The sequence below is a fragment of the Amycolatopsis ponsaeliensis genome, from assembly GCF_030182635.1.
GTDB classification, from domain to species: domain Bacteria; phylum Actinomycetota; class Actinomycetes; order Mycobacteriales; family Pseudonocardiaceae; genus Amycolatopsis; species Amycolatopsis ponsaeliensis.
Genome location: NZ_JAPZLD010000012.1, coordinates 178,800 through 202,690, shown reverse-complemented (window position 1 = coordinate 202,690; position 23,891 = coordinate 178,800). Strand labels below are relative to the sequence as shown.

Annotated in this window: 25 protein-coding genes; 19 read left to right on the top strand and 6 right to left on the bottom strand. The window is 71.7% G+C overall.

The features are described from left to right. From QQ657_RS20105 to QQ657_RS20095, 3 genes are all read right to left on the bottom strand, one after another. Entirely contained in the window at positions 1-795 is a 795-nt protein-coding gene (locus QQ657_RS20105) for an MlaE family ABC transporter permease (protein WP_284743706.1), read from the bottom strand. A gap of 474 nt (positions 796-1,269) precedes the next feature. Next, positions 1,270-2,262: an LLM class flavin-dependent oxidoreductase gene (locus tag QQ657_RS20100; RefSeq protein ID WP_284743705.1), complete on the bottom strand. Its 993-nt coding sequence runs from the start codon at positions 2,260-2,262 to the stop codon at positions 1,270-1,272. Between the two features lie 8 nt (positions 2,263-2,270). Beyond that, positions 2,271-3,650 carry an FAD-dependent monooxygenase gene (locus tag QQ657_RS20095; RefSeq protein WP_284743704.1) on the bottom strand — a complete coding sequence of 460 codons (1,380 nt, stop codon included), beginning with the start codon at positions 3,648-3,650 and terminating at the stop codon, positions 2,271-2,273. Between the two features lie 59 nt (positions 3,651-3,709). On the opposite strand from QQ657_RS20095, the gene QQ657_RS20090 reads away from it, so the two are divergent. From QQ657_RS20090 to QQ657_RS20080, 3 genes are read left to right on the top strand one after another with little or no spacing between them, the layout of a single operon-like run. Beyond that, a complete protein-coding gene (locus QQ657_RS20090) occupies positions 3,710-3,913 on the top strand; it encodes a helix-turn-helix domain-containing protein (RefSeq protein ID WP_284743703.1) in 204 nt (67 codons plus the stop codon). A gap of 4 nt (positions 3,914-3,917) precedes the next feature. Then, entirely contained in the window at positions 3,918-4,385 is a 468-nt protein-coding gene (locus QQ657_RS20085; RefSeq protein ID WP_284743702.1) for a Clp protease N-terminal domain-containing protein, read from the top strand. Between the two features lie 55 nt (positions 4,386-4,440). Beyond that, positions 4,441-8,226 (top strand): nSTAND1 domain-containing NTPase, encoded by a 3,786-nt coding sequence (locus tag QQ657_RS20080; protein WP_491047354.1) that lies wholly within the window; start codon positions 4,441-4,443, stop codon positions 8,224-8,226. Positions 8,227-8,400: 174 nt separating this feature from the next. On the opposite strand, the gene QQ657_RS20075 is transcribed toward QQ657_RS20080, so the two are convergent. Then, on the bottom strand, positions 8,401-8,799 hold the full coding sequence (locus tag QQ657_RS20075) for a nuclear transport factor 2 family protein (RefSeq protein WP_284743701.1): 399 nt from the start codon (positions 8,797-8,799) through the stop codon (positions 8,401-8,403). A 76-nt stretch (positions 8,800-8,875) separates the two neighbouring features. On the opposite strand from QQ657_RS20075, the gene QQ657_RS20070 reads away from it, so the two are divergent. Further along, positions 8,876-9,310: a MarR family winged helix-turn-helix transcriptional regulator gene (locus tag QQ657_RS20070; protein ID WP_284743700.1), complete on the top strand. Its 435-nt coding sequence runs from the start codon at positions 8,876-8,878 to the stop codon at positions 9,308-9,310. Positions 9,311-9,344: 34 nt separating this feature from the next. Here the strand turns inward: QQ657_RS20070 and QQ657_RS20065 are convergent, their stop codons facing one another. Continuing rightward, positions 9,345-11,459, bottom strand: a complete 2,115-nt coding sequence (locus QQ657_RS20065; RefSeq protein ID WP_284743699.1) for a HelD family protein — start codon at positions 11,457-11,459, stop codon at positions 9,345-9,347. A gap of 123 nt (positions 11,460-11,582) precedes the next feature. On the opposite strand from QQ657_RS20065, the gene rsmD reads away from it, so the two are divergent. The 14 genes from rsmD (at position 11,583) to QQ657_RS19995 (ending at position 22,356) form a co-directional block, all read left to right on the top strand. Next, positions 11,583-12,143, top strand: a complete 561-nt coding sequence (gene rsmD / locus QQ657_RS20060) for a 16S rRNA (guanine(966)-N(2))-methyltransferase RsmD (RefSeq protein WP_284743698.1) — start codon at positions 11,583-11,585, stop codon at positions 12,141-12,143. Between the two features lie 53 nt (positions 12,144-12,196). After that, positions 12,197-12,682: a pantetheine-phosphate adenylyltransferase gene (gene coaD / locus QQ657_RS20055; protein ID WP_284743697.1), complete on the top strand. Its 486-nt coding sequence runs from the start codon at positions 12,197-12,199 to the stop codon at positions 12,680-12,682. A gap of 142 nt (positions 12,683-12,824) precedes the next feature. After that, positions 12,825-13,544, top strand: a complete 720-nt coding sequence (locus QQ657_RS20050; protein WP_284743696.1) for a ribonuclease domain-containing protein — start codon at positions 12,825-12,827, stop codon at positions 13,542-13,544. Positions 13,545-13,610: 66 nt separating this feature from the next. Further along, entirely contained in the window at positions 13,611-14,126 is a 516-nt protein-coding gene (locus tag QQ657_RS20045; protein WP_284743695.1) for an RNA polymerase sigma factor, read from the top strand. Then, positions 14,126-14,929: a hypothetical protein gene (locus QQ657_RS20040; RefSeq protein WP_284743694.1), complete on the top strand. Its 804-nt coding sequence runs from the start codon at positions 14,126-14,128 to the stop codon at positions 14,927-14,929. Before QQ657_RS20045 ends, QQ657_RS20040 begins: the two co-directional genes overlap by 1 nt. A gap of 114 nt (positions 14,930-15,043) precedes the next feature. Beyond that, entirely contained in the window at positions 15,044-15,772 is a 729-nt protein-coding gene (locus QQ657_RS20035) for a DivIVA domain-containing protein (protein WP_284743693.1), read from the top strand. 77 nt (positions 15,773-15,849) lie between these two features. Next, positions 15,850-16,452 (top strand): YceD family protein, encoded by a 603-nt coding sequence (locus QQ657_RS20030; RefSeq protein ID WP_284743692.1) that lies wholly within the window; start codon positions 15,850-15,852, stop codon positions 16,450-16,452. A 70-nt stretch (positions 16,453-16,522) separates the two neighbouring features. Further along, positions 16,523-16,705, top strand: a complete 183-nt coding sequence (gene rpmF, locus QQ657_RS20025) for a 50S ribosomal protein L32 (protein ID WP_013223689.1) — start codon at positions 16,523-16,525, stop codon at positions 16,703-16,705. 13 nt (positions 16,706-16,718) lie between these two features. Further along, positions 16,719-17,468 carry a ribonuclease III gene (gene rnc / locus QQ657_RS20020; RefSeq protein ID WP_284743691.1) on the top strand — a complete coding sequence of 250 codons (750 nt, stop codon included), beginning with the start codon at positions 16,719-16,721 and terminating at the stop codon, positions 17,466-17,468. Positions 17,469-17,557: 89 nt separating this feature from the next. After that, positions 17,558-18,913: a polysaccharide lyase 6 family protein gene (locus QQ657_RS20015; protein WP_284743690.1), complete on the top strand. Its 1,356-nt coding sequence runs from the start codon at positions 17,558-17,560 to the stop codon at positions 18,911-18,913. A 30-nt stretch (positions 18,914-18,943) separates the two neighbouring features. Beyond that, positions 18,944-19,801, top strand: a complete 858-nt coding sequence (mutM, locus tag QQ657_RS20010; protein ID WP_284743689.1) for a bifunctional DNA-formamidopyrimidine glycosylase/DNA-(apurinic or apyrimidinic site) lyase — start codon at positions 18,944-18,946, stop codon at positions 19,799-19,801. Positions 19,802-19,859: 58 nt separating this feature from the next. Beyond that, positions 19,860-20,294: a helix-turn-helix domain-containing protein gene (locus QQ657_RS20005; protein ID WP_284743688.1), complete on the top strand. Its 435-nt coding sequence runs from the start codon at positions 19,860-19,862 to the stop codon at positions 20,292-20,294. Between the two features lie 323 nt (positions 20,295-20,617). Next, positions 20,618-21,187: a hypothetical protein gene (locus QQ657_RS20000; RefSeq protein WP_284743687.1), complete on the top strand. Its 570-nt coding sequence runs from the start codon at positions 20,618-20,620 to the stop codon at positions 21,185-21,187. Then, complete coding sequence (locus tag QQ657_RS19995; protein ID WP_284743686.1) at positions 21,184-22,356, top strand: MAB_1171c family putative transporter; 1,173 nt, start codon at positions 21,184-21,186, stop codon at positions 22,354-22,356. The genes QQ657_RS20000 and QQ657_RS19995 overlap by 4 nt, the downstream gene beginning before the upstream one ends. A gap of 65 nt (positions 22,357-22,421) precedes the next feature. Here QQ657_RS19995 and QQ657_RS19990 read toward each other — a convergent pair whose 3' ends face one another. Next, positions 22,422-23,321, bottom strand: a complete 900-nt coding sequence (locus QQ657_RS19990; protein WP_284743685.1) for an SMP-30/gluconolactonase/LRE family protein — start codon at positions 23,319-23,321, stop codon at positions 22,422-22,424. A 61-nt stretch (positions 23,322-23,382) separates the two neighbouring features. Here QQ657_RS19990 and QQ657_RS19985 point away from each other — a divergent pair, with 61 nt between their 5' ends. Further along, positions 23,383-23,829 carry an Lrp/AsnC family transcriptional regulator gene (locus QQ657_RS19985; RefSeq protein ID WP_284743684.1) on the top strand — a complete coding sequence of 149 codons (447 nt, stop codon included), beginning with the start codon at positions 23,383-23,385 and terminating at the stop codon, positions 23,827-23,829. Positions 23,830-23,891: the final 62 nt, after the last annotated feature.

The following is a 23,891-nucleotide window of genomic DNA, read 5'->3' as shown; positions in this document are numbered from 1 at the left end:
TCAGCTCCCCTTGGGCGGCACGAGTTGCAGGTAGACGGTGGTGAGCACCAGGTTCAGCACGAACAGCAGCAGGAACGTGATGACCACGGACTGGTTGACGGCGTCGCCGACGCCCTTCGGGCCACCCTTGGGGTTCAGCCCCCGGTAGGCGGCGACCACGCCGGCGACGAAGCCGAAGATGACCGCCTTGATCTCGCTGATCCACAGGTCGGGCAGCTGCGCCAGCGCGGAGAAGCTGGCCAGGTACGCACCCGGCGTCCCGTGCTGCATGATCACGTTGAAGAAGTAGCCGCCGAGCACGCCGACGACGCTCACCATGCCGTTGAGGAAGACCGCGACGCCCATGGCGGCGAGCACCCGCGGCACGATCAGCCGCTGGACGGGCGAGACGCCGAGGACCTCCATGGCGTCGATCTCTTCCCGGATGGTGCGCGCGCCGAGGTCGGCGCACATCGCGCTGCCGCCGGCCCCGGCGATGAGCAGCGCGGTGACGATCGGGCTGGCCTGCTGGATGATCGCGAGCACGCTGGCCGCGCCGGTGAAGGACTGCGCGCCGATCTGCGTGGTCAGCGACCCGATGTGCAGCGCGATCACCGCGCCGAACGGGATGGAGACCAGCGCCGTCGGCAGGATCGAGACGCTCGCGATGAACCAGAACTGCTGGATCAGCTCACGCAGCTGGAACGGGCGGCGGAACGTCAGCCGGACGACGTCGAGGCCGAGCCCGTAGAGCCGTCCGGTCTGCCGCAGCGCGGCGGCCCCGGGGAACGACGTCGTCGTCGTCCGTTCGGCCATTCGTGTGCCTCCCCAGCGGTTTCGACGGCACGCCGAATACACCCGAGTCGAGCAAGGGGAATGGTCCGAACGGGGTAACAATTGTCGGCCATTCACGGTCTCGGGGCTCACCGTGCCGGTTCCTACTGGTCGGTACGTTAACCACGGCCTTGTTGGGAGACAAGAACTTGAGCAGGATCACGCGGTCACGGGCTGGTAACCGCGCATTTCTTGTCCGCGGCTGACAAACCGACCTGATCTTGTTGTCAAAGATGGGAAAAAAATCCCGTCCCGGATGTGAGAGGCGTTTACGAGCTGCGCACTCGCGTTCATTTCCGCTCGAGGCGACACCGCCGAACGGATGACACGCGTGATCGGGAGGCCGGCACGCGTGATCAGAGGGTCGACACGCCGCAGCAGGGTAGGCCGCGCCGTGTCGTCCGTCCAATCACGCGTGTCGACCCTTCGATCACGCGTGTCGACCTGCTGATCACGTCAGGACTTGAGGCCGGCCAGCAGCTCGTAGGAGCGGACGCGGTCCGCGTGGCCGTGGACCATGGTCGTGACCATCAGCTCGTTGGCGCCCGTGTCGGTCAGCAGCTGCTCGAGTCCCTTGTGGACCGTCTCCGGCGAGCCGACGATGCTCGAGCCGAAGCGCTCGGCCAGGAACGCGCGGTCCATCTCCGTGTACGGGTACTCGGCCGCCTCCTCCGGCGTCGGCAGCGCGATCGGGCGGCCGCGGCGCAGGCTCAGGAACGTCAGCCCCGACGGCCCGGCCAGGAACTGCGCGCGGTCGTCGGTCTCGGCGGCGACCACGGACACCCCGAGCATCACGTACGGCTCGTCGAGCACCCCCGGCCGGAAGTTCTCCCGGTAGAGCTGCACGGCCGGGATCGTGTTCTCCGCCGCGAAGTGGTGCGCGAAGGAGAACGGCAGCCCGAGCCGCCCGGCCAGCTGCGCGCTGAAGCCGCTCGAGCCCAGCAGCCACACCGGCGGCTGGTTGCCCTCGGCCACCACCGCGTTGACGCCGCGCGCCTCCGAGTGGGTGAAGTAGCCGATCAGCTCCTGCAGGTGCTCCGGGAAGTTCTCCGCGGACAGCCCGCCAGGGCCGCGCAACGCCAGCGCCGTCCGCTGGTCGGTGCCCGGCGCGCGGCCGATGCCGAGGTCGATGCGGCCCGGGTGGAACGCCTCCAGGGTGCCGAACTGCTCGGCGACCACCAGCGGCGCGTGGTTGGGCAGCATGATCCCGCCCGAGCCGACGCGGATGCGTTCGGTCGCGCCGGCGACGTGGCCGATCAGCACGGCCGTCGCCGAGCTGGCGATGCCGGGCATGTTGTGGTGCTCGGCCAGCCAGTAGCGGTGGTAGCCCAGCCGTTCCGCGGCGCGGGCGAGGTCCAAGGTGTTTCGCAGCGTCTCGCCGACGGTGTTCCCCTCGGAGACGGGGGACAGGTCGAGCACGGACAGCGGCACGTCAGGCAGTGAGCTCACAACCGGGGTCAACGCCCCGGTGCCGTCATTGCTTCCCGCAACGCCGCCGGATCGTCCCCGCTGAACGCGACCACGCCGTCCGGGCGCACGAAAAGCGCCTCCGCCGGGGCGTCCGGACACTCCGCCGTGACGATCTTCACGTCCGGGCCGGCGGCTTCCCGCAGGTCGGCGCGGTCGGCGAAGTCGAACAGCACCGGACGCGCCGCGCGCATGACCTCGGCCACGCGGGTGGCGCGGCCGCCGACGGTCAGCGGCAGGTCGGGGACGTACGGCAGCTCGTCGGCGTCCCGCAGCAGCCCGGCCAGGTGCCGCGTCGCTTCGGGAAGGGCCGCCAGCTCGCCGAAGAGCGTCCGCAGCGCGTCGCCGTCCTCGCCGGTGACGCGGTCGAGCAGGGCCTGGACGCGGGTCTGCGTCAACGTCCGCGCGGCGACCGGGTGCCGTTCCGCGTGGTAGCTGTCGAGCAGGCTTTCCGGCGCCGAACCGCGCACGACGGCGGCGAGCTTCCAGCCCAGGTTGACCGCGTCCAGCAGCCCGACGTTGAGCGAGGAGCCGCCGGCCGGGAAGACGTGCGCCGCGTCGCCCGCGAGGAAGACGTTCCCGGCGCGGTAGCGCTCGGCGAGCCGGGCCGAGCTGACCGTCCGCGACAGCCACAGCGGCTCCTCCAGCGGCAGGTCGGTGCCGAGCACGCGGCGCACGGCGTCGCGGAACTCGCCGAGCGTCGGCTCGCCCGCGGGCTCTGGTGCCACCTCCCGGACGCCGGCGATCACGACGCCCGGCGTCAGCGACGTCACCAGCACCCGGCCGCCGGGCCGGCGGTTCCAGCCCCGCACCAGGCCGGGCACCGTCGCGAAGAGGCCGGCGTCGGCGCGGAAGTGCCCGAGCCGCATCAGCTCGTCGTCGGTGGTGCCGGGGAAGCCGATCCCGGCCAGGTCTCGGACGCGGCTGTGCGTGCCGTCGCAGCCGACGACGTACCGCGCCTCCAGCCGGTACGAGCCGTCCGGGCCCCGGACCGTGTCGAGGTCCACCAGCTCGTGGCCGCGCCGGATCTCCGCACCGAGTTCGGTCGCGCGGGCGGCCAGCAGGGCTTCCATCCGCGGCTGCTGCAGCATGAGTCCGCGCATCGGTGAGTCCAGCCCGGCGAAGTTCAGCGGCACGGGTCCGAACGGGAATCCGGGGAACGGGCCGGCGAACGCGGCCTCGGCCCGGAAGCGGTCCAGCAGGCCCCGGTGGTCGAGCTGCTCGACGATCCGGCCGCCGAGCCCGTTCGCCCGTGGCCGTTCGTCCGGCGTGGCCCGCCGGTCCAGGACCGCCACTTCGGCTCCGCCGAGCCGCAGCTCCGCCGCCAGCATCAGGCCCACCGGGCCCGCACCGATCACCGCGACATCCATGACGTCCTCCTCATGTCAGTTTGGACTGACGAACTGATGTCAGGCTAGACTGACACACCATGGAAGCGGAAGAGCTTTCCGGGCGGATCTCGGAAACCGACCCCGCGGTCGCGCTGCGGGCGGTCGGCGCGCTGCATCGCCTCGCCGAGCAGGTCGAGGCGGCCGCCGTCGCGCACGCGAGGGAGCGGGGCTGGTCGTGGGAGCAGATCGGGGACGCGCTCGGCGTCGCCCGCCAGTCCGTGCACGCGAAGTACGGGACGTGAGGCCGTGGTGCTCGACCGGCTGATCGCGAAGAGCCCGTTCGCCGTCGTGGTGACGGCGGCCCTGGAGGAGTCCCGCCGCCGCGGCGACCGGCGCCTCGGCACCGAGCACCTGCTGCTCGGCCTCCTCCACGACCCGGACAGCGCGCGGGCCCTCGGCAAGAACGTCGAGGAGGCCCGCGCGGCCCTCGACCGCCTCGACCGCGCGGCCCTGGCGGCGCTCGGCATCGAAGTGGAAGGGCTGCGGCCGGCGCAGGTCCCGGTGAAGCGCGGACGCCTGACTCCGGGCGCGTTGACGTCGAACGCCCGCGCGGTCGTCAACGAGGCGATCCGCGGGAAGCCGCGGGAGCCCGCCGAACTGCTGCGGGCGCTGCTGAAGGTGACTCCGCCCGATCCGGCCGCCGACCTGCTCGCGGAGCTCGGTGTCGACGCCGGAGCCGTCCACCGGCGGCTGGTTTCGCCGAACGAACAGTGACGCGGCGCGGCACCCGATACGGTTGGGGACAAACCGGCGGACAAAGGGAGGACGGGTGCCGCGTCCGGAGCGACCCTTGGATCCCGGCGACGATCCGCTGACCGAATTCGCCGCCGATCTCCGGCGATTGCGGGAGAGTGCCGGGAATCCGACGTACCGCGAGCTCGGCCGGCGCGCGCACTACTCGGCCGGGACGCTTTCGGAGGCTGCCGGCGGGCGGAAACTCCCCAGCCTGGCGGTCACTTCGGCCTACGTCCGGGCCTGCGGCGGAGTGCCCGGTGAATGGGAAGAGCGCTGGCACGCCGTCGCCGGAAGTGCGAGCCGCGAGGGTGACGATTCACCACCCGAGCCGGAAAGCGGGGAAAAGCCGCCGTATGTCGGCCTGGGTGCATTCGGGCCCGCCGACGCGAGCCGATTCTTCGGCCGGGAACGACTGGTCGAAAAGCTCGTCGGCCGGCTTTCGAGACAACGTTTTCTCGCCGTCCTCGGCGCGTCCGGTTCGGGGAAGTCCTCGCTGCTGCGCGCCGGCCTGCTGCCGTCGGTGAAGGACCCGGTCGTGCTGCTCACCCCGGGCGCCCGGCCGCTGCAGGAGTGCGCCGTCAAGTTCGCCGCCGCGCTCGGCCTCGCGCCCGGCGCGCTGCTCGACGACTTCGCCGCGCACCCGCGCAACCTCGGCCTCGCGGCCCGCCAGCTCGCCGATGTCGACGACACCGACGTCGTCGTGGTCGTGGACCAGTTCGAAGAGGTCTTCACCCTGTGCCAGGACGACCAGGAACGCACGCGGTTCCTCGGTGCGCTCGTCACCGCGACCACCGAGCCCGGCAGCCGGACCCGGGTCGTCCTCGGCATCCGCACCGACTTCTACACGCACTGCGCGCAGCACGCGGACCTCGCCGAGGCCATGCAGGACGCCCAGGTCCTCGTCGGCCCGATGACCACCGAGGAGCTCCGGCAGGCGATCTCGCGGCCCGCGGTCGACGCCGGGTACCGCGTCGAGAACGCCTTGGTCTCGCGGCTCGTCGCGGACGCCACCGGCCGGCCCGGCGTGCTGCCGCTGCTCTCGCACGCGCTCCTCGAGACGTGGCGGCGGCGCCGCGGCACCACGCTCACCCTGGCCGGGTACGAGTCCACCGGCGGCATCGAGCGGTCGGTCGCGCAGACGTCGGAAGGCACCTTCGCGACGCTCTCGGCGCGCCAGCAGCGGCTGGCGCGGCAGATCTTCCTCCGGATGACCGCGCTCGGCGAAGGCACCGAAGACACCAAGCGCCGGATCAGCCGGGCCGAGCTCGACACCGACGACGAGGACACCGCCGTCGTGCTCGGCGAGCTGGCGGCGGCGCGCCTGGTCACCCTGGACGACACCGGTATCGAGATCACCCACGAGGCCCTCATCCGCGGCTGGCCGCGGCTGCGCGAGTGGCTCACCCAGGACCGCGAAGGCCTGCGCGTGCACCGGCAGCTCACCGAGGCGACGGACGCGTGGGAGTCGGTCGAGGAGGACCCCGGCTGGCTCTACCGCGGCACCCGGCTGGCCATCGCGCGGGAGTGGGCGGCGCGCCAGGACACCGCGCTTTCCCAGCGGGAACGGCGTTTCCTCGATGCCAGCCTCGCCGTCGAGCACGCGGAGCAGGAGCGCGACCGCCGTCGCACGCGGCGGCTGCGGCAGCTCGTCGCGCTGCTCGCCGTGCTGCTGGTCGTCGCCGTCGCGGCCACCGCGTATGCCGTGCGCGCCGAGAACACGGCCACCGACCAGCGCAACAGCGCGCTCGCCCAGAAGGTCGCGGGCCAGGCCCTGGCCATGCGCGCCACCAACCCCGCGCTGGCCGCGCAGCTCGCGCTCGCCGCGTACCGCCTCGATCCGAGCGCCGACGCGCGCAGCAGCGTGCTCGGCATGTTCGCGACGCCGTACTCGACCCGCGTCACCGGGCACACCGGCCGGGTCAACACCGTCGCCCTCCGCCCGGACGGGCAGGTCCTCGCGACGGCGAGCTGGGACGGCACGGCGCGCCTGTGGGACGTCCACGACCCGCACCACCCGGTGCCGCTGGGCGTCCTCGCCGGGCACACCGGCAACGTCAACAACGTCGCCTTCAGCGCCGACGGCCGGACCGTCGCGACCGCCGGGTTCGACGGCACCGTCCGGGTCTGGGACGTCGGCGACCCCGCCCGGCCGGGGCCCGGGGTGACCATCGAACAGCACGAAAACAAGGCGTACGCGGTCGCGTTCAGCCCGGTGGGGCCGCTGCTGGCGACCGGCGACGGCGCCGGCACGCTCCGGCTGTACGACACCACCGACCCGGCGCACGCGCGGCCGGTGGGGGAGCTGACCGGGCACACGTCGTACGTCAACAACGTCGCTTTCAGTCCCGACGGGCGGCTGCTCGCGTCCGCGTCGGCCGACAAGACCGCGCGCGTCTGGGACGTCGCCTCGCGGCGTCCACTGGGTGTCGCGACCGGGCACACCGACGTCGTCCACTCGGTCGCCTTCGGCCGCGACGGGCGGACGCTCGCCACCGCGAGCGCCGACGAGACCGCGCGCCTGTGGGACGTCACCGACCCTGCGATGCCTCGGCAGCTGTCGTCGCTCGGCGCGCACAAGGCGATCGTGCGGTCGGTCGCGTTCGCCCCCGACGGGCACACCCTGGCCACCACCGGTTTCGACCGCACGGCGCGGTTGTGGGACGTCGCCGACCCGCGGCAGCCGCGCGAGGTGTCGGCGCTGCCCGGGCACACCGGCGCGATCGGCTCCGCGGTGTTCACCCGCGACGGCCGCAGCCTCGCCACCGCCAGCGACGACCAGACCGCCCGGCTCTGGGACCTGCCCGGCCCGGCGATCCCGGCCCACACGGCACAGGCGTGCCACGCCGCGTTCGGCGGCGGGGTGCTCGCCACCGGCGGCTACGACAAGGCGGTGCGGCTGCACGACTTCGCCGACCCGGCCGCGCCGCGGACCGTCGCCACCATCGGCGGCTTCGGCAACGCGGTCTGCGGCGTCGCGATCAGCCCGGACGGCCGGACGCTGGCCACCGGCAGCTGGGACCACACGATGACGCTGCGGGACATCACCGATCCGGCCCACCCCGGGCCGCCGGTGGTGTTCTCGCGCCCGCACGACGACATCGACGCCGTCGCGTTCAGTCCGGACGGCCGGGTGCTCGCCACCGCGGGCGAGGGCCACACGGCCCGGCTCTGGGACCTCGCCGACCGCCTGCACCCGGTGGAGATCGCCACGCTGACGGGCCACGACGACGACGTCCACACACTCGCCTTCAGCCCGGACGGCCGGACGCTGGCGACCGCGGGCTGGGACCACACCGCGCGGCTGTGGGACGTCTCGGCGCCCCGGACCCCGCGGCCGCTCTCGAAGCTCGAAGGGCACACCGACACGATCTTCTCGGTCGCGTTCAGCCCCGACGGCCGGACGCTGGCGACGGCAGGCGCCGACCGCATGATCCGCCTGTGGGACGTCGCCGACCCCGCCGCCGCGCACGTGTCGGCGGTCCTCGCCGGGCACGCCGACATCGTCATGTCGGTGTCCTTCAGCGGCGACGGGCAGGTGCTGGCGTCCGGCAGCTACGACCGCACGGTCCGGCTGTGGGACCTCGCCCGGCGCGAGCCGTACGCGGTGCTGCCCGAAGAGGACGACCGGGTCTACGCCGTGCAGTACGCCCCGGACGGCCATACGCTGGTGGCGACCGTCGCGGACGGCACGGTCCGGTTCGCCGAGACCGACCCCGGCCGCGCGGCGGCGAAGATCTGCGCGGTCGCGGCGCCCCGGATCACGGCGGCGGAGTGGTCGGCGAACCTGCCGGGCATCGACTACGGCCCGCCCTGCCCCTGACGAGTTGTTCGGTGTTGTTGTTCGGTGCCGGCACGCGGACACCGAACAACGATTGTCCAGTAGACATGCCCTCGGACGCGTTCCGTCCGAGAGACGTTTTTTCACCGGGGGTCTGAAGGGCTCCTTCAAGGGCACGGGAACCCGCCTCCCGCCCCTCGAAGGAGCCCTTCAGCGTCACTGCTCCCGGGTCCAGGCGAGCGTCGCGGCCATTTCGCCGAACCGCCAGCCCGCCGGGGTGCGCGTCGCGGTGCAGGCCACGCGCAGGCCGCTGCTCCGGTGCGGCGGTTCGCCGTCGCGCCAGAAGTGCACGAGCTGGCCGGCCCGGGCCTTCGCGTGGTCGCCGTCGACCTCCACCAGCACGTCCCCGTGCACGTGCTGGGTGCGGATTCCCGCGACCTCGCTGCTCTTCAGGAAGGCGATCACCTCGTCGAGGCCGCGCAGGTCCGCGCGCGGCGAGTGCACCACGGCGTCGGGGCTGTAGACCTCGCCGGCGTCGTCGTGGCGGCATTCGTCCAGCAGGTTCGCCAGGCGGGCGAAGAGGTCGGCGATCTCGAGGCGGTCTTCGGCGGACATCCGGGCTCCTTGTGTTGGTGAGACCAACACTACCGCTAGAGTGTTGGTCTCACCAACACAATGGGAGTGGCCCGGCATGGACGAGATCCCGGAGCGCCTGACGGCGAAGCCGAGCTGGCTGATCACGCAGCTGGCCGTGCACGTCCGCCGGCTGGTGTCCGACGGCTTCGCCGCCGCGGGAGCGCGCGGGTACCACTACCGGATCCTGGCCGCGCTCCACGAGTCCGGGCCGGCGAGCCAGGCCGAGCTGGGCCGCCGGTGCCGCGTCGACCGCAGCGACGTCGTGGCGGCGGTGGGGCAGCTCGTGGAGCTGGGCCAGGTCGACCGCACACCGGACCCGGACCACGGGCGCCGCAACCGCGTGACGCTCACCGAAGCCGGCCTTCGTCAGCTGCGGCGCATGGACGAGGTCCTCGACCAGGTCCAGGCCGACCTGCTCGCCCCGCTCCCGGAGGAGGACCGGCGGACGCTGGCCCGCCTGCTCAAGCAGGTCCTGGCCCACCACGAGTAGCCGACCCGCCGGGTACGCGAGCCGACCCTCCGGGTCAGCCCGCCGGGATCCAGTCCGGGTTCGAGGCCAGCACGATCAGCTGCTGCGTCGCCCGGGTCAGCGCGACGTACAGCACCCGCCGTCCGGTCGTCGACTCGGTGATCAGGTCGTTCGGCTCCACGAGCACCACCGCGTCGTACTCCAGGCCCTTCGAATCCAGGCTGCCGACGACCTTGAGCCGCTCGTCCGCCTGTCCCGACACCCAGCCCGAGACCTCCGGCACCCGGTCCATCGCCGTGATGACGCCGACCGTGCCCTCGACCGCGCCCAGCAGCTCCTTCACCGCCGCCTGCGTCGCCGAGGCCAGGCTCGCCGCCTCCACCGGGCGGACCTCCGGCTCGACGCCCGTCTTGCGCACCGCCACCGGCAGCTCGCCCGACTCCGCGTGCCCGGCCACCACCTTGGCCGCCAGGTCGAAGATCTCCGCCGAGTTCCGGTAGTTCGTCCGCAGCGTGAACCGCCGCCGCGCCGTCTTCACGCCGAACGCCTGGTCGCGCGCCTGGGCCGCCTCCGCCGGGTCCGGCCACGAGCTCTGCACCGGGTCGCCGACGACCGTCCAGCTCGCGTACTTCCCGCGCCGGCCGACCATCCGCCACTGCATCGGCGACAGGTCCTGGGACTCGTCGACGACCACGTGCGAGTACTCGTCGTAGTGCTCGGGCCGGGTCGGGGCGCCGCCGGACCGCTGCGGCTCCACCTCGATCATCTGACGGCGCTTGCGCTTCGGCGGCGGCCCGATCAGCACGCGCAGCTCGTCGAGCAGCGCCACGTCGGCGATCGACCAGCCCCGCGACCGGTCCGCGAGGTCCGCCGCCAGCAGCGAGATCTCCTGCCGGTTCAGCACGCCCTTCGCGACCGACGCCAGCCGCTTCTCCTCGCCCAGCCACTTCAGGATCTGCGCCGGGTAGAGCACCGGCCACCACACCACCAGGAACCGGTGGAAGTCGATCCGCTCGCCCAGGTCGGTGATCATCTCCGCCCGGTCGAACGGCTTGTGGTCGGCCTTCGCGTACTCCTCGGCCTTCGCCGCCAGGGTGTCGAGCAGCAGCTCCGCCGCCCGGATCCGCGACCGGTTCGGCGGCGCGCCCTGCGTGTGGGCCTTGCGGCGCACCTTCTCGAGCTCCCGCGCGTTCAGCCGGAGGACCTCGCCGCGGTAGACGATCCGCATCTCCTCGGGCGCCTCCGGCGGGGTGTCCCGCAGCGCCCGCAGCAGGATCTTGCGCATCCGCAGCGACCCCTTGATCGCGGCGAGCGGCGCCGCGTCCTGCCGCGTCGCGTCCAGGCCGTCGAGGACTTCGCCGAGCGCGCGCAGTTCGACGTTCGTCTCGCCCATCGAGGGGAGGACGCGAGAGATGTAGCTGGTGAACACCCCGGACGGCCCGATCACGAGCACGCCGGCCCCGCCGAGCTGACGGCGGTAGCGGTAGAGCAGGTAGGCCGCGCGGTGCAGCGCGACCGCGGTCTTGCCGGTGCCCGGGCCGCCGGTGATCTCGGTGACGCCGCGCCACGGCGCCCGGATGACCTCGTCCTGCTCCTTCTGGATGGTCGCGACGATGTCGCGCATCTTCTCGCCGCGCGAGCGTCCCAGCGCGGCCATCAGCGCGCCTTCGCCGACGATCTGCATGTCCTCGGGCACGGCGTCGGCGATCAGGACGTCGTCGTCGACGTCGAGGACGTTCTGGCCGGAGCAGCGGATCACGCGCCGCCGCACGACGTCCATCGGTTCCTCGGCCGTGGCCTGGTAGAACGCGGCCGCGGCCGGCGCGCGCCAGTCCGTCACGAGGTTGTCGAACTCCGCGTCGCGGATGCCGAGCCTGCCGACGTAGGTGCGTTCGCCCTCACGGTCGTCGAGCCGGCCGAACACGAGCCCCTCGTACTCGGCGTCGAGCGTCTGGAGCGTCTGGTTCGCGTGGTAGACCATCATGTCGCGCTCGAACAGCATCGACGCCTGCTCGAAGATCGCCTCGCGCTGCGCGCCCTGGCCGATCTCGTAGCCCTTGGTGCGCATCGCTTCCGCTTGGGCACGCAGTTCGTCCAGACGGGTGTACACGCGATCGACGTGGGCTTGTTCGATGGCGATCTCGGCCCGTCTGACCCGAGGTTCCGACACGCATGGCTCCTTGACAGCTCTGGATCGCCTCCGAGGGCGAAGAACGACTCTACGCGTTGGGTCCGGCGGGTACACCCGTGTCCCGGTCATCCGCGCTCCGTGTCCTCCCCTCACAATCGGGGGGTGACCAGGATCGTGGCCGGGACGGCGGGCGGGCGGCGGCTGAAGGTGCCGCCGAAGGGCACCCGGCCGACGTCCGAACGCGTGCGGGAGGCCCTGTTCAACGCACTGGAGACGGCGGGCGAGCTGGACGGCGCCCACGTCCTCGACCTCTACGCCGGCTCCGGCGCCCTCGGCCTCGAAGCGCTGTCCCGCGGCGCGGCGGACGCGCTGTTCGTGGAGTCCGACCGGCGCGCGGTGGACGTCCTGCGCGGCAACGTCGCGGCGCTGGGCCTGGGCGGCACGGTCCGCGCCGGGCAGGTCGAGGCGGTGGTCGCGGCCCCCGCGCCCCGGCCGTACGACCTGGTGCTGGCCGACCCGCCCTACGCCGTGGACGCGGCCGCGCTCGGCAAGGTGCTGGCTTCGCTGGCGGCGGGCGGCTGGCTGGGGGAGAGCGCGCTGGTCGTGGTCGAGCGCGCGGCCCGCGACGGCGAGCCGGACTGGCCGGCGGGCTTCGAGCCCTCGCGCGCGAAGAAGTACGGCGACACGGCGGTCTTCTGGGCGGAGTACTCGGCTGTGGCGTGAGCCACGTGCGGCAGAGCGGGCGCCGCGACCTGCGGCACGGTAGCGTCCGCGCCATGCGGCGTGCGGTCTGTCCCGGTTCCTACGATCCGGCCACCAACGGGCACCTCGACATCATCGAGCGGGCGAGCGGGCTGTTCGACGAGGTCGTCGTCGCGGTGGGGGTGAACAAGAGCAAGAAGGGCCTCTTCGAGATCGAAGAGCGCCTGGAGATGCTGCGCGAGATCACCTCGAAGCTGCCCAACATCCGCGTCGACTCGTGGGAAGGCCTGCTCGTCGACTACTGCCGCGAGAACGACATCGCGGCGATCGCCAAGGGCCTGCGCTCGGTCAGCGACTTCGACTACGAGCTGCAGATGGCGCAGATGAACCGCGAGCTGACCGGCGTCGAGACGCTGCTGATGGCGAACAACCCGGCGTACGGGTTCGTGTCCAGCTCGCTGGTCAAGGAGGTCGCGGCGCTCGGCGGCGACATCGAGCACCTGGTCCCGCCGGTGGTCTACGAGCGCCTCTCGGAGAAGTTCCCCAAGCTCGGCGCCTGATCATCCACAAGAGACTCCGCGCAACCCGGGACGTCCGGTTCCCGTCGTTCGGCCCCCTACGTTCGTCGGGACTTCCGCCGCGCACGGCCGGAGTTCACGTTCCTGTCTTCTGACGATCATCCGATCGGGTTACGGTCCGAAAATGACCAACTACCGATCACGCCTGGTCGCGGTCTTGTTCGCGCTCCTGGCCACGCTGTCCATGGGGGTCACCGCCGCCGAAGCGGTGACGGCATCACCGGCATCACCGGCATCACCGGCCGTCGCCGCCCAGAACGCGTGCGGGAACCTCTCCGGGTTCTCCCACACGACGCTCTCGGCCCTGCCCGCCGAGGCGACGACGACGTACAACCTGATCCAGAAGGGCGGCCCCTTCCCGTACCCGCAGAACGACGGCGTCGTCTTCGACAACCGGGAAGGCATCCTCCCGGCCTGCGCGTCGGGCTACTACCACGAGTACACGGTGCCGACGCCCGGCTCGAGCAACCGCGGCACGCGCCGCATCGTGACCGGCTCGGGCGGCGAGTACTTCTACACCGGCGACCACTACGCGACCTTCAAGGTCATCGACATCAGCGGCGGCGGCACGACGCACGCCTGCGGCGACCTGTCCGGCCTCACGAAGATCGGCTACTCCCAGCTCTCGGCGGCGGCCCGCACGGTGGTCGACAACGTCCGCGGCGGGGCGACCAGCAGCACGACCTACGAGAACCGCGAAGGCGTGCTCCCGGCCTGCGCGTCGGGCTACTACAAGCTCTTCAACGTCGGTACGAACGACCGCGTGATCTCCGGCAAGGCGGGCGAGCTGGCCTACACGCCCGACCACTACGTCACCTTCAAGCGGATCGACCTGAATTCCTGACCCGCGTGCAACGCGCCGCGCCTCCCCGTCCGTGAGTACCGGGGGAACATCGGACGAGGAGGCGCGATGCGGTCTGGGGACGAGGCGGCGTTCCGGGAGTTCGCCAGGGAACGGGCGCTGCCGCTGCGGCGGACGGCGTTCCTCCTGTGCGGCGACTGGCACTTGGCCGAGGACCTGGTCCAGGTCGCGCTCATCAAGCTCCACCGGGTCTGGCCGAAGGTCACCCGGACGGGGCCCGTCGACAACTACGCGAGACAGGTCCTGCTCCGCTGCTGGCTCGACGAGCGGCGGCGACCCTGGCGGCGCAACGAGCGTCGCGACGGTGTCGTCCCCGACGAGCCGCGGTCCGGCCCGGCCGACGCCGGGATCGGCGACGACCTGCTCCGCGCCCTCGCCGAGGTTCCGCCGAAGCAGCGCGCCGCCGTCGTGCTCCGTTACTGCGCCGACCTCCCGGTCGCCGACGTCGCGAAGGCACTGCGCTGCTCCGAAGGAACCGTCCGGAGCCAGGCCGCGCGCGGACTCGAAGCGCTGCGCGCGGCCTTGACGCGGCTGGAAGACCCGGCCGCGGAGAGGAGCGCGTGATGACCGACCTGGAGACCAGGCTGCGCGAGGTGGTGCTCGCCGAGCCACCCCTGGGGTTCGACCCCGACGACGTCGTGACGAAGGCGGCGAAGCGGCAGCGCAACCGCCGCGCGACCGTGGCGACCGTGGTCGTGACGCTGGGGATCGCCGGCGCCGCGGTCGTGGCTCTGCGGCCGTCGCCACCCCCGCTCGCGCCCCCGGCGGCGACGTACCTGCCGCCGGTGATCATCGTGAAGCCGCCGCAGCAGCCGCAGACGCCACTCGAACAGCGGAACATGGCCCACCTGAAGGAAGTGCTGCCCGGCGTGATCCCCGGTGCGCGCAAGATCATCATCGACAGCTTCTACAGCATGGGTGGCGAGCTGCACGCCGACGAGATGAGCACCGGCATCTCCTTCGTCGATCACGACGGGAAGGGGCACTCCTTCAACCTCGCGATCCTGGGAAAGCTCACGGTGGCGCGGAACACGCGGCCGGTGTCGGAGGCGTGCCCGCCGGGCGGGCGGATGCGCTGCGACAAGATCCCCCAGCCGGACGGCAGCACGGTCGTGATCTCGGAACTCTCCGAAGGAGGACTGCCCGGCGGGCCGCCGTCCACCGTGGTGGCCGGGCGCGCCGCCGCCCACTACCGCGTCGACGGGACCTCCGTCGACGTCAGCGACCTGGGACGGGTTCCCCCGATGACGGCGGCCGAGCTGGGTATCCCGGCCGCGCCGATCGACGCACCGGCCGGGGAGGGCCTGACGCTCGACGACCGGCAGCTGATCGCCCTCGTCACCGATCCGGGCTTCGCCGCCCAGTAGGGGGACCCCGTCGCTGGGCGTGGCCTGGGGGGACACGCCCGGTGCCGGTGGCGTTCACCGGTTCCGCGGGAAAAACGGGCAGACTGATCTCAGCGACAGGGGATTGGAGTTGCCGTGTACCGGGTTTTCGAGGCGCTCGACGAGCTCGTCACCATCGTCGAGGAGGCGCGCGGCGTTCCGATGACGTCCAGCTGCGTGGTGCCCCGCGGCGACGTGCTCGAGCTCCTCGACGACGTCCGCGACGCACTGCCGGCGGAGGTCGACGACGCGCAGGACGTGCTCGACAAGCGCGACGACCTGATCCACGCCGCCCGCAAGGAGGCGGGGGAGGCGGTCGCCGGCGCGAACGCCGAAGCCGAGCGTGCGATCGCCGACGCCACCGACGAGGCCGAGCGCATCCTGGCCGACGCGCGCGCCCGTGCCGAGCAGATGCTCGCCGACGCGCACGACCAGGCCGACCGCACGGTCGCGGCGGGCCAGGCCGAATACCAGAACCTCACCGACCGGTCCCGCGCCGAGTCCGAGCGCATGATCCAGGCCGGCCGCGACGCCTACGACCGGGCCATCGAGGACGGCCGGGCCGAGCAGGGCCGCCTGGTCGCGCAGACGGAGGTCGTCCAGGCCGCCCACGCCGAGTCGGCGCGCATCGTCGACGAAGCGCACGCGGAGGCCGACCGCCAGCGCGGCGACTGCGACGCCTACGTCGACGGGAAGCTCGCGGAGTTCTCGGAGCTGCTGGCGACGACGTTGCGGACCGTCGACTCGGGCCGCAACCACCTGCGGTCCCCGGCGAACCTGCCCAACAGCGGCGGCCGCCCGACGCTCTACGACTATCAGGTGTGACCAGCCTCCCATCGGCCGGATGACGTGCGTGGGTGCCAGCTCGAATGGACTGGCGACCAGTGCGTACTCTGGTCTGGATGTCCGAGAACAAGACCCCCCAGCTCGACGACCGCAGCCCCTGGGTGATCGACACCCGTGAGCTCGGCCGTCACGCCGGCCTGAGCCGCGCCGTCCAGCGCAGCGTGCCGGTGGAGACGCCGCTCGGCGTCCCCGATGTCATCACCATCGACGCGGGCTCCGAGCTCAAGCTCGACCTGCTGCTCGAGTCCGTCGTGGAGGGCGTCCTGGTCAGCGGCACCGCCACGGCGACCGCGAAGGGCACCTGCGCGCGCTGCCTCGACCCGCTGACCGAGGAGATCGAGGTCGAGGTCCAGGAGCTGTTCGCCTACCCGGGCTCGGCCACCGAGGAGACCACCGACGAGGACGAGATCCCCCGGCTGATCGACGACCGGATCGACCTCGAGCCCATCGTGCGCGACGCCGTCGTGCTCGCCCTGCCGCTGGCGCCGCTGTGCACCGAGGACTGCGCCGGGCTCTGCATCGAGTGCGGCGTCAAGTGGGCCGATCTCGAGCCCGGACACGGGCATGAGAAGATAGACCCTCGGTGGGCCGCACTGGTCGAGCGCTTCGACGAGAATGCGGGCGAGAAGCCTGCGCCGGGTCCCGCTGAGCAAGCCTGACGAGCGACCCAGCTCGTTGCGGAGGAAGTTCGCTCGCACCGCGAGCAGACCGTCTTAAGGAGATCTACTCGTGGCCGTCCCGAAGCGGAAGATGTCGCGATCCAACACGCGCTCCCGCCGCAGCCAGTGGAAGGCGGCTCCGGTGCAGCTGGTGCCCTGCTCCAACCGCGCCTGCAAGCAGCCGAAGCTCCAGCACATCGCGTGCCCGTCGTGCGGCCAGCACAACGGTCGCCAGGTCGTCGAGCCCGCCTGATCGGGTAGCCGACATGGGGGGCAAGACGCCCGGGGGACCACCAGCCGATCCGGCGCCGTTGCTCGAAGCGCTCGGGGTCACACTCGACCCCGAGCTGCTCGGGCTGTCGCTGACCCACCGTTCGTACGCGTACGAAAACGGGGGCCTGCCGCCGAACGAGCGGCTGGAGTTCCTCGGTGACGCCGTGCTCGGCCTGGTCGTCACCGATCACCTGTACAACACGCATCCCGACCTGCCCGAGGGCCAGCTCGCGAAGCTCCGCGCCAGCGTCGTCAACATGCACGCACTGGCGCGGGTCGCGCGCGGGCTCGGCGAGGGCGGGCTCGGGGCGCACCTGCTGCTGGGCAAGGGCGAAGAGCTCACCGGCGGCCGGGACAAGGCGAGCATCCTCGCCGACGGCCTGGAAGCGGTCATCGGTGCCGTCTACCTCGAGCACGGCATCGAGATCGCGCGCAAGCTCGTGCACCACCTCTTCGACGGCCTGCTCGCCGAAGCTCCGCTGCGCGGTGCCGGGCTGGACTGGAAGACGAGCCTGCAGGAGCTGACCGCGTCGGCCGGCCTCGGCGTGCCCGAGTACAAGGTCGAGGACACCGGTCCGGACCACCGCAAGGAGTTCACGGCCACCGTCCTCGTCGCCGGCCGCCCGCTGGGCAACGGCAACGGGTCGACGAAGAAGGAAGCCGAGCAGAAGGCCGCCGAGACGGCCTGGCGCTCGCTGTCGGCCGAACTCGAAGCCGAGAAGAAGGACGACTCGGAGTCCTGATCACCGGGAACTCCGTTTGACGCTTCCGCCTGCCCCTCAGTAGCGTGATGATCATCCGCCGCGCTCGTACTCACTGAGAGGTCTGGCGGATGCGTCTGTTCTTGGTTCCCCTGATCGTGGCGGCGTTCGTCGTCGTTCCCGGACCGTCCGCGTCGGCGGCGCAGGTGCGCGTCACCTCGCTGCCGGCGCTGCAGTCCGCGCTGGACAAGGCGAACCCGGGCGACACGATCGTCCTGGCCGACGGCTCGTATCCGGCGGGCTCGACGCTCTCGATCAAGCGGTCCGGCACGGATGCCGCGCCCGTGACCGTCGCCGCCGAGCACACCGGCAAGGCCACGATCACCGGCTCGAAGACGTTCGCCTTCGCGAGCGGCGTCTCGAACGTGGTCTTGCGGGGGTTCAAGTTCCGCAATGGCGCGTCCCTGAGCATCCCCGCCGGCGCTTCGCACAACCGCCTGACGCGCAACGACTTCCAGCTCACCGGCGACGGGAACTGGGTGACGGTCAGCGGTGACGACACGGTCGTCGACCGCAACGTCTTCCAGAACCGCACCAGCCAGGGTGTGTTCCTGCAGATCCTCGGGCCGTCCGGGGCCATGGCGAAGCGCGTCCACGTGCACCACAATTACTTCTTCAACCACCAGTTCGCCGGTTCCAACGGCGGCGAGTCGATCCGGCTCGGGCTGAGCGACCGCCAGTCGTACTCCGCGAACGCGCTGATCGAGAACAACCTCTTCGAGAAGGCCGACGGCGACAGCGAGGCGATCTCGGTCAAGTCGTCCGACAACGTGGTGCGGTACAACACGATCCGCGACAGCAAGGGCTACATCGTGCTGCGGCACGGCAACCGCAGCGTCGTCGAGGGGAACGTCCTGTTCGGGTCGGGCATCCGGTTCCACGGCAACGACCACAAGATCGTCGACAATTACGTCGCGAACTCCGGCGACCGCGCGATCGTGTTCGGGTCCGGCGACGAGGCTGACAGCGGTCCGACGAGCAAGCTCCATGATCGACCCGATCGGGTGACGGTCGCCTACAACACGGTGCTGGGTTCGAAGAGCGTCATCGACGGCGACGGCGGCGACTTCAAGCCGAAGGACTGCGTGGTCGCGGACAACATCGTGCAGGGGACGTCCGGCCCGCTCGTGACGCTGCCCAGCGGGTCGACGGTGAAGTACGAAGGCAACATCACCTTCGGCGGCTCGGCGGGGATCCCGTCCCGTTCGGTGGATCCGAAGCTGGTCAAGGACGCTGCCGGGCTGTACCGGCTGGCGGCGGGGAGCCCGGCGATCGACGCGGGCGTGGGTTCGTACCCGTTCGCCGCGAAGGACTTCGACCTGCAGTCCCGTTCGGGTGCTTTCGACGTCGGCGCGGACGAGTACGCCGCCTCCGGCGCGACGCGGGTCCCGCTGACGAAGGCCGACGTCGGACCTACCGCTCCTTAAATTGTCGTACCTCCCGGGCACAATGAACGCATGCCCGAACTCCCCGAGGTCGAAGTCGTCCGCCTGGGCCTCCAGACGCACGTCGCGGGCCGGACCATCCGCGAGGCGGAGGTCCTGCACCCCCGCGCCATCCGCCGGCACGCGCTGGGCGCGGAGGACTTCGCGAAGCGGCTGGCCGGCAGCCGCGTCGAGGCGGCGCGGCGCCGCGGCAAGTACCTGTGGCTGGAGCTGTCCGACAAGGAGGCGCTGCTGGCCCACCTCGGGATGAGCGGGCAGATGCTCGTCCAGCCCGAGGAGGCACCGGACGAGAAGCACCTGCGGGTGCGGCTGCGCTTCGACGACGACGGGCCGGAGCTGCGGTTCGTCGACCAGCGGACGTTCGGCGGCCTGGCGCTCGACGACCTCAACGAGGTGCTGCTCCCGGACACGATCGCGCACATCGCCCGCGACCCGATGGACCCGGCGTTCGACCTCGACGCGGCGGTGCGCGCGCTGCGGTCGCGGCGCACCGAGGTCAAGCGGGCGCTGCTGGACCAGACGCTGGTTTCGGGCATCGGCAACATCTACGCGGACGAAGCGCTGTGGCGTGCTCGCCTGCACTGGTCCCGGCCGACCGAAAAGCTGACCTTGGCGAAGGGGCGTGAGCTGCTGACGGCGGCGTCCGACGTGATGAACGCGGCGCTGGGCGCGGGCGGGACGTCGTTCGACGCGCTGTACGTGAACATCAACGGGCAGTCGGGGTACTTCGACCGGTCACTGGACGCGTACGGCCAGGAGGGGCTGCCGTGCCACCGGTGCGGGACGGCGATCCGGCGGGAGCCGTTCATGAACCGGTCGTCGTTCTCCTGTCCCCGCTGTCAGCCGCGGCCGAGAGCGAACTCGCGTTGATAAATGGTGTTCAGCTTTCAGCTAGGATGAATGTGCCTGGTAGCTGAGGGAGTGCATCGTGGTCAAGGAGCCCGGCAAGTCGACGCTGGCCGACAAGATCGACCGGCTGTTCCACGTGGTCCGCAGGCCCGATCGGGAGCCGTACAGCAACGAAGAGGTCGCGAAGGCCTGTCGTGAGGCAACGGGCGAGAGCTTCTCGACGACCTACTTGTGGCAGCTGCGTACGGGCCGCCGCGACAACCCGACGAAGCGTCACCTCGAAGCACTGGCCCAGTTCTTCGGGGTACCTCCGGCATACTTCTTCGACGACGAGCAGAGCACGAAGATCGCGGAGGAGCTGGCGTTGCTGGGGGCCCTGCGCGACGCGGGGGTCCGGGACTTGGCGCTGCGAGCGGTGACGTTGTCATCGGACGGCTTGGACACGATCAGCGACATGATCGACGCGATCGCCCGAAGGGAGGCCGGTCGCAGCGGACCGAAGAAGGAGGGCTGAGGTGACGGCGTTCCCGGGATCGGCAAGCGAGCCCTGCGCTGCGGACCCCCTGCAGAGCGCCGACTCGCCGGCGGGTCCGAGCTGTCGACCAGGCGCGGCTTATCGCGACCGCCGCGCTGACCCGGGTCGCGTGGCGGGCGCTGCCTTCCGCCGTCGGCCGTGCCCCGCGGCCCCGGACCGCTCGCCGGAACCCGCGTCCACTCTCAGCTCGCAGGCCGGCCCGAAATCCGCCGGGCCGATCTTGCTTCCCCCGCGTATCCCCGCCGTCTTCGTCGCGTTGAACCGGCCGGGGCCGTGGGGTCGCGGCGTGAGGGAGGGCTGACGTGGCGCGGACATCGTGGCTCCGGCGACCGGGGCGGGCGCTGTGGAAGCGGGCCCGCGAGGTCGCCGACGCCGTCACCCTTCCCGAGCCCTTCGATGCCGAGGCGTTCATCGCCACCCTGGCCGCCGGGCGGGGGCGCCCCATCGAGCTCATGCCCGTCAGCGCTCCCGAAGGCGCCCCCTGCGGGCTGCTCATGAGCACCGAACGCGCCGACTACATCCTCTACCCGACCACCACCACCGCCCTGCACCGGCAGCACATCCTGCTCCACGAGGTCGGCCACCTGCTCTGCGGCCACACCGGCCCGGCCGGCGGCGCGGACGGTGTCGCGCTCGACGCCGCCGCCGGGCGGCAGCTCATGCCCAGCCTTTCGCCCGAGCTGGTCCGGCGCGTGCTCGGCCGCACCACCTACACCGAGGTCGAGGAGCGCGAGGCCGAGCTCGTCGCGAGCCTGCTCGCTCAGCGCGTCGTCCGGCCCGGGGAGCCGCGCGAGCTCGCGGCCGACGTCCCGGACGGCGTGCGGCGCTTCGACTCCCTCTTCGGCGGCCGGGACCGCCGCCGGGCGCCGTGACCGAGACCCTGGCCTACCACCTCTGCCTGATCGGGTTCGCCGGGTTCGGGTACAAGCTCGTCGAAGCGCGCCGCAGCCAGCCGGTGCGCACCATGTGGTTCCTCGCCGGGTTCGGCATCTGCATCGCCATCGGCATCGTCGTGCTGACCCCCGCGATGGCCGCCCTCGCCGGCCCGGGCCCGGTGGCCGAGTGGGTCCTGAGCCTGGCCGGTGACGAGCTGAAGCTGGGCGCGATCGGCTTCGCCGTGGCGTTCACGCAGTCGGTGTGGCGCGGCGAAGGCGCCCGGCTCGCCCCGCACGCGCTGTTCACCGGCGCGACGATGGTGCTGCTCGCGGTGTGCTTCACGCTTTCCGGACCGCGGCGCGTCGGCGACGACACGGTCTTCTCGGACGCCGGCCTGCCCTTCGCCCTGGCCGACAAGCTCATCTTCCTGGCCTACAGCCTGATCAGCCTCGCCCTGCTGATCGCGGTGTTCGCCCGCAGCGCGTGGCAGGCGGAACCGGGCCCGCTGCGCACCGGGCTCTGGCTGCTGGTCGTCGGCGTGGGCGCGGCGTTCGCGTGGACGTTCTGGGACATCGACGACGTCCGCCAGCTCGCCGAGACGGCCCGGATCGGCGCCCGCGAGGACGTGCCGTCGTCGGTGCTCGCCGCGACGACGATCGGCTTCGTGGCGGCCGGCGCGACGCTCAGCGCGTGGTCGCCGGCGGTGTCGTCGGCGATCGGGCGGGTGCGGGCGTACCGGGCGTACCGCCGCATCGAGCCACTGTGGACGGCGTTGCGCGCGGCGGTGCCCGGCATCGCGCTGGACCCGGGCCGCGAGCTGACGGGCGGCGCCGAGTTCGCGCTGTACCGCAGGGTGATCGAGATCCGCGACGGTCACCTGGCGCTCCGGGCCCACTTCGACCCGGACCTCCCGGCCCGGGCGGAGACGGCGGCCCGCCGTGCGGGAGTGCCGGAAGCCGAGCTGGCACCGACGGTAGAGGCGGTGACCCTGGCCGCGGCGATCGAGGCGGGCCGGCAAGGACGAAGGTTCGCACCGACCGAGGCGACGCCGGACCCCCTCCCGGACGCGGACGTGGTGGCGGAAGCGGCGTGGCTGGTCCGGGTCAGCCGGGCGTGGCAGCGCGCCGCGGTGGTGGACCGGGTCCGGGCCGGCGCGCTTGGCTGAGCACACGTCCTCACCGAATGCCATGAGGGGCACCTTCATGGTTTTAAAGTCCATGAGGGTGCCCCTCATGGGTAACGAGCGCCGTTGACCGTCACCCTCAGCGTGTACAGCGAGCTCGAAGCCGTGATGAACAGCTCGTTCCCCCTCGCACCCCCGAACGTGAAGTTCGAGCAGATCTCCGGCACCCGCAGCTTCCCGATCCGCGTCCCGTCGGCCGCGAAGCAGTGCAACCCGTCGTGCGCAGCCGCCCAGACCTGGCCTTCACTGTCCACCCGGACGCCGTCGAACACGCCGTTGTCGCACGTCGCGAAGACCGATCCGCCGCTCAGCGCGCCCTCGCGGCCCACCTCGAACACCCGGATGTGGCTGGGTTTCTGCCGCGTGTCCACTATGTACAGCAGGGACTCGTCGGCCGAGAACGCCAGCCCGTTCGGGCGCGAGAAGTCGTCCGCGACGATCCGCACCTCACCCGATGGCGCCACGCGGTACACGTGGCACGCGCCGATCTCGCTCTCCGCCCGGTACCCCTCGTAGTCGCTGTCGATGCCGTAACTCGGGTCGGTGAACCAGATTGACCCGTCCGAGTGCTCGACGACGTCGTTCGGGCTGTTGAAGCGCTTCCCCTCGTACTCCGATGCCAGCACGGTGATCGAGCCGTCGTGCTCGGTGCGCGTCACCTGGCGGCGGCCCTGCTCGCAGCTGACCAGCCGCCCGGCGCGGTCGACCGTGTGGCCGTTCGAATAGTGGGCGGGCTGCCGGAACACGCCGACCTGGCCCGTCGTCTCGTCCCAGCGCAGCGTGCGGTCGTTCGGGATGTCGCTGAACACCAGGTAGCGCCCGGCGGGGAAGTACGCCGGCCCCTCGGTCCAGCGGCAGCCGGTGTGCAGGCGCTGCATCCACTCGTCGCCGTTGACGCGGGCGAAGCGCTCGTCCAGCACCTCGAAGTCCGTCTTCACCAGATCCATCTGTCACCCCTAATGAGATTCTGCGCTAAGCATGGATCGCCGAACCTGATATGGTCAAGCCGTGGACGACGTGGATCGCATGCTGCTCGCCGAACTCCAGCAGGACGCGACGCAGGCGTACGCCGCGCTGGGCAAGGCAGTCGGCCTCTCCGCGGGGGCGGCCCACGAACGCGTCCGCAAGCTGCGCGAGCAGGGCGTCATCCGCCGGACCACTGTGGACGTCGACCCGGCCGCGGTCGGCCGCGGCGTCGCGGCGTTCGTCCTCGTCGAGGCCAACGCCTGGATGGGGGACGAGCCGGTGCGCGCGGCCCTCGAAGCGCTGCCCGAGGTGGTGGAGGCGCACGTCATCGCGGGGCCGGCGTCGCTGCTGGTCAAGGTGCGCACGCCGACGACCGAGGAGCTCCAGGCGTCGCTGCGCCGGCTCTTCACGATCGACGGCGTCACCGGCACGCAGACCATCGTGATCCTCGATTCCTTCTTCGAACGCCCGGTGGACCCGACCGCCTGAAGCAGCCCGACACGGCCGGATGGCCCTCCGCCGTGCGCACTACTGTGCAATGCGTGGTACCT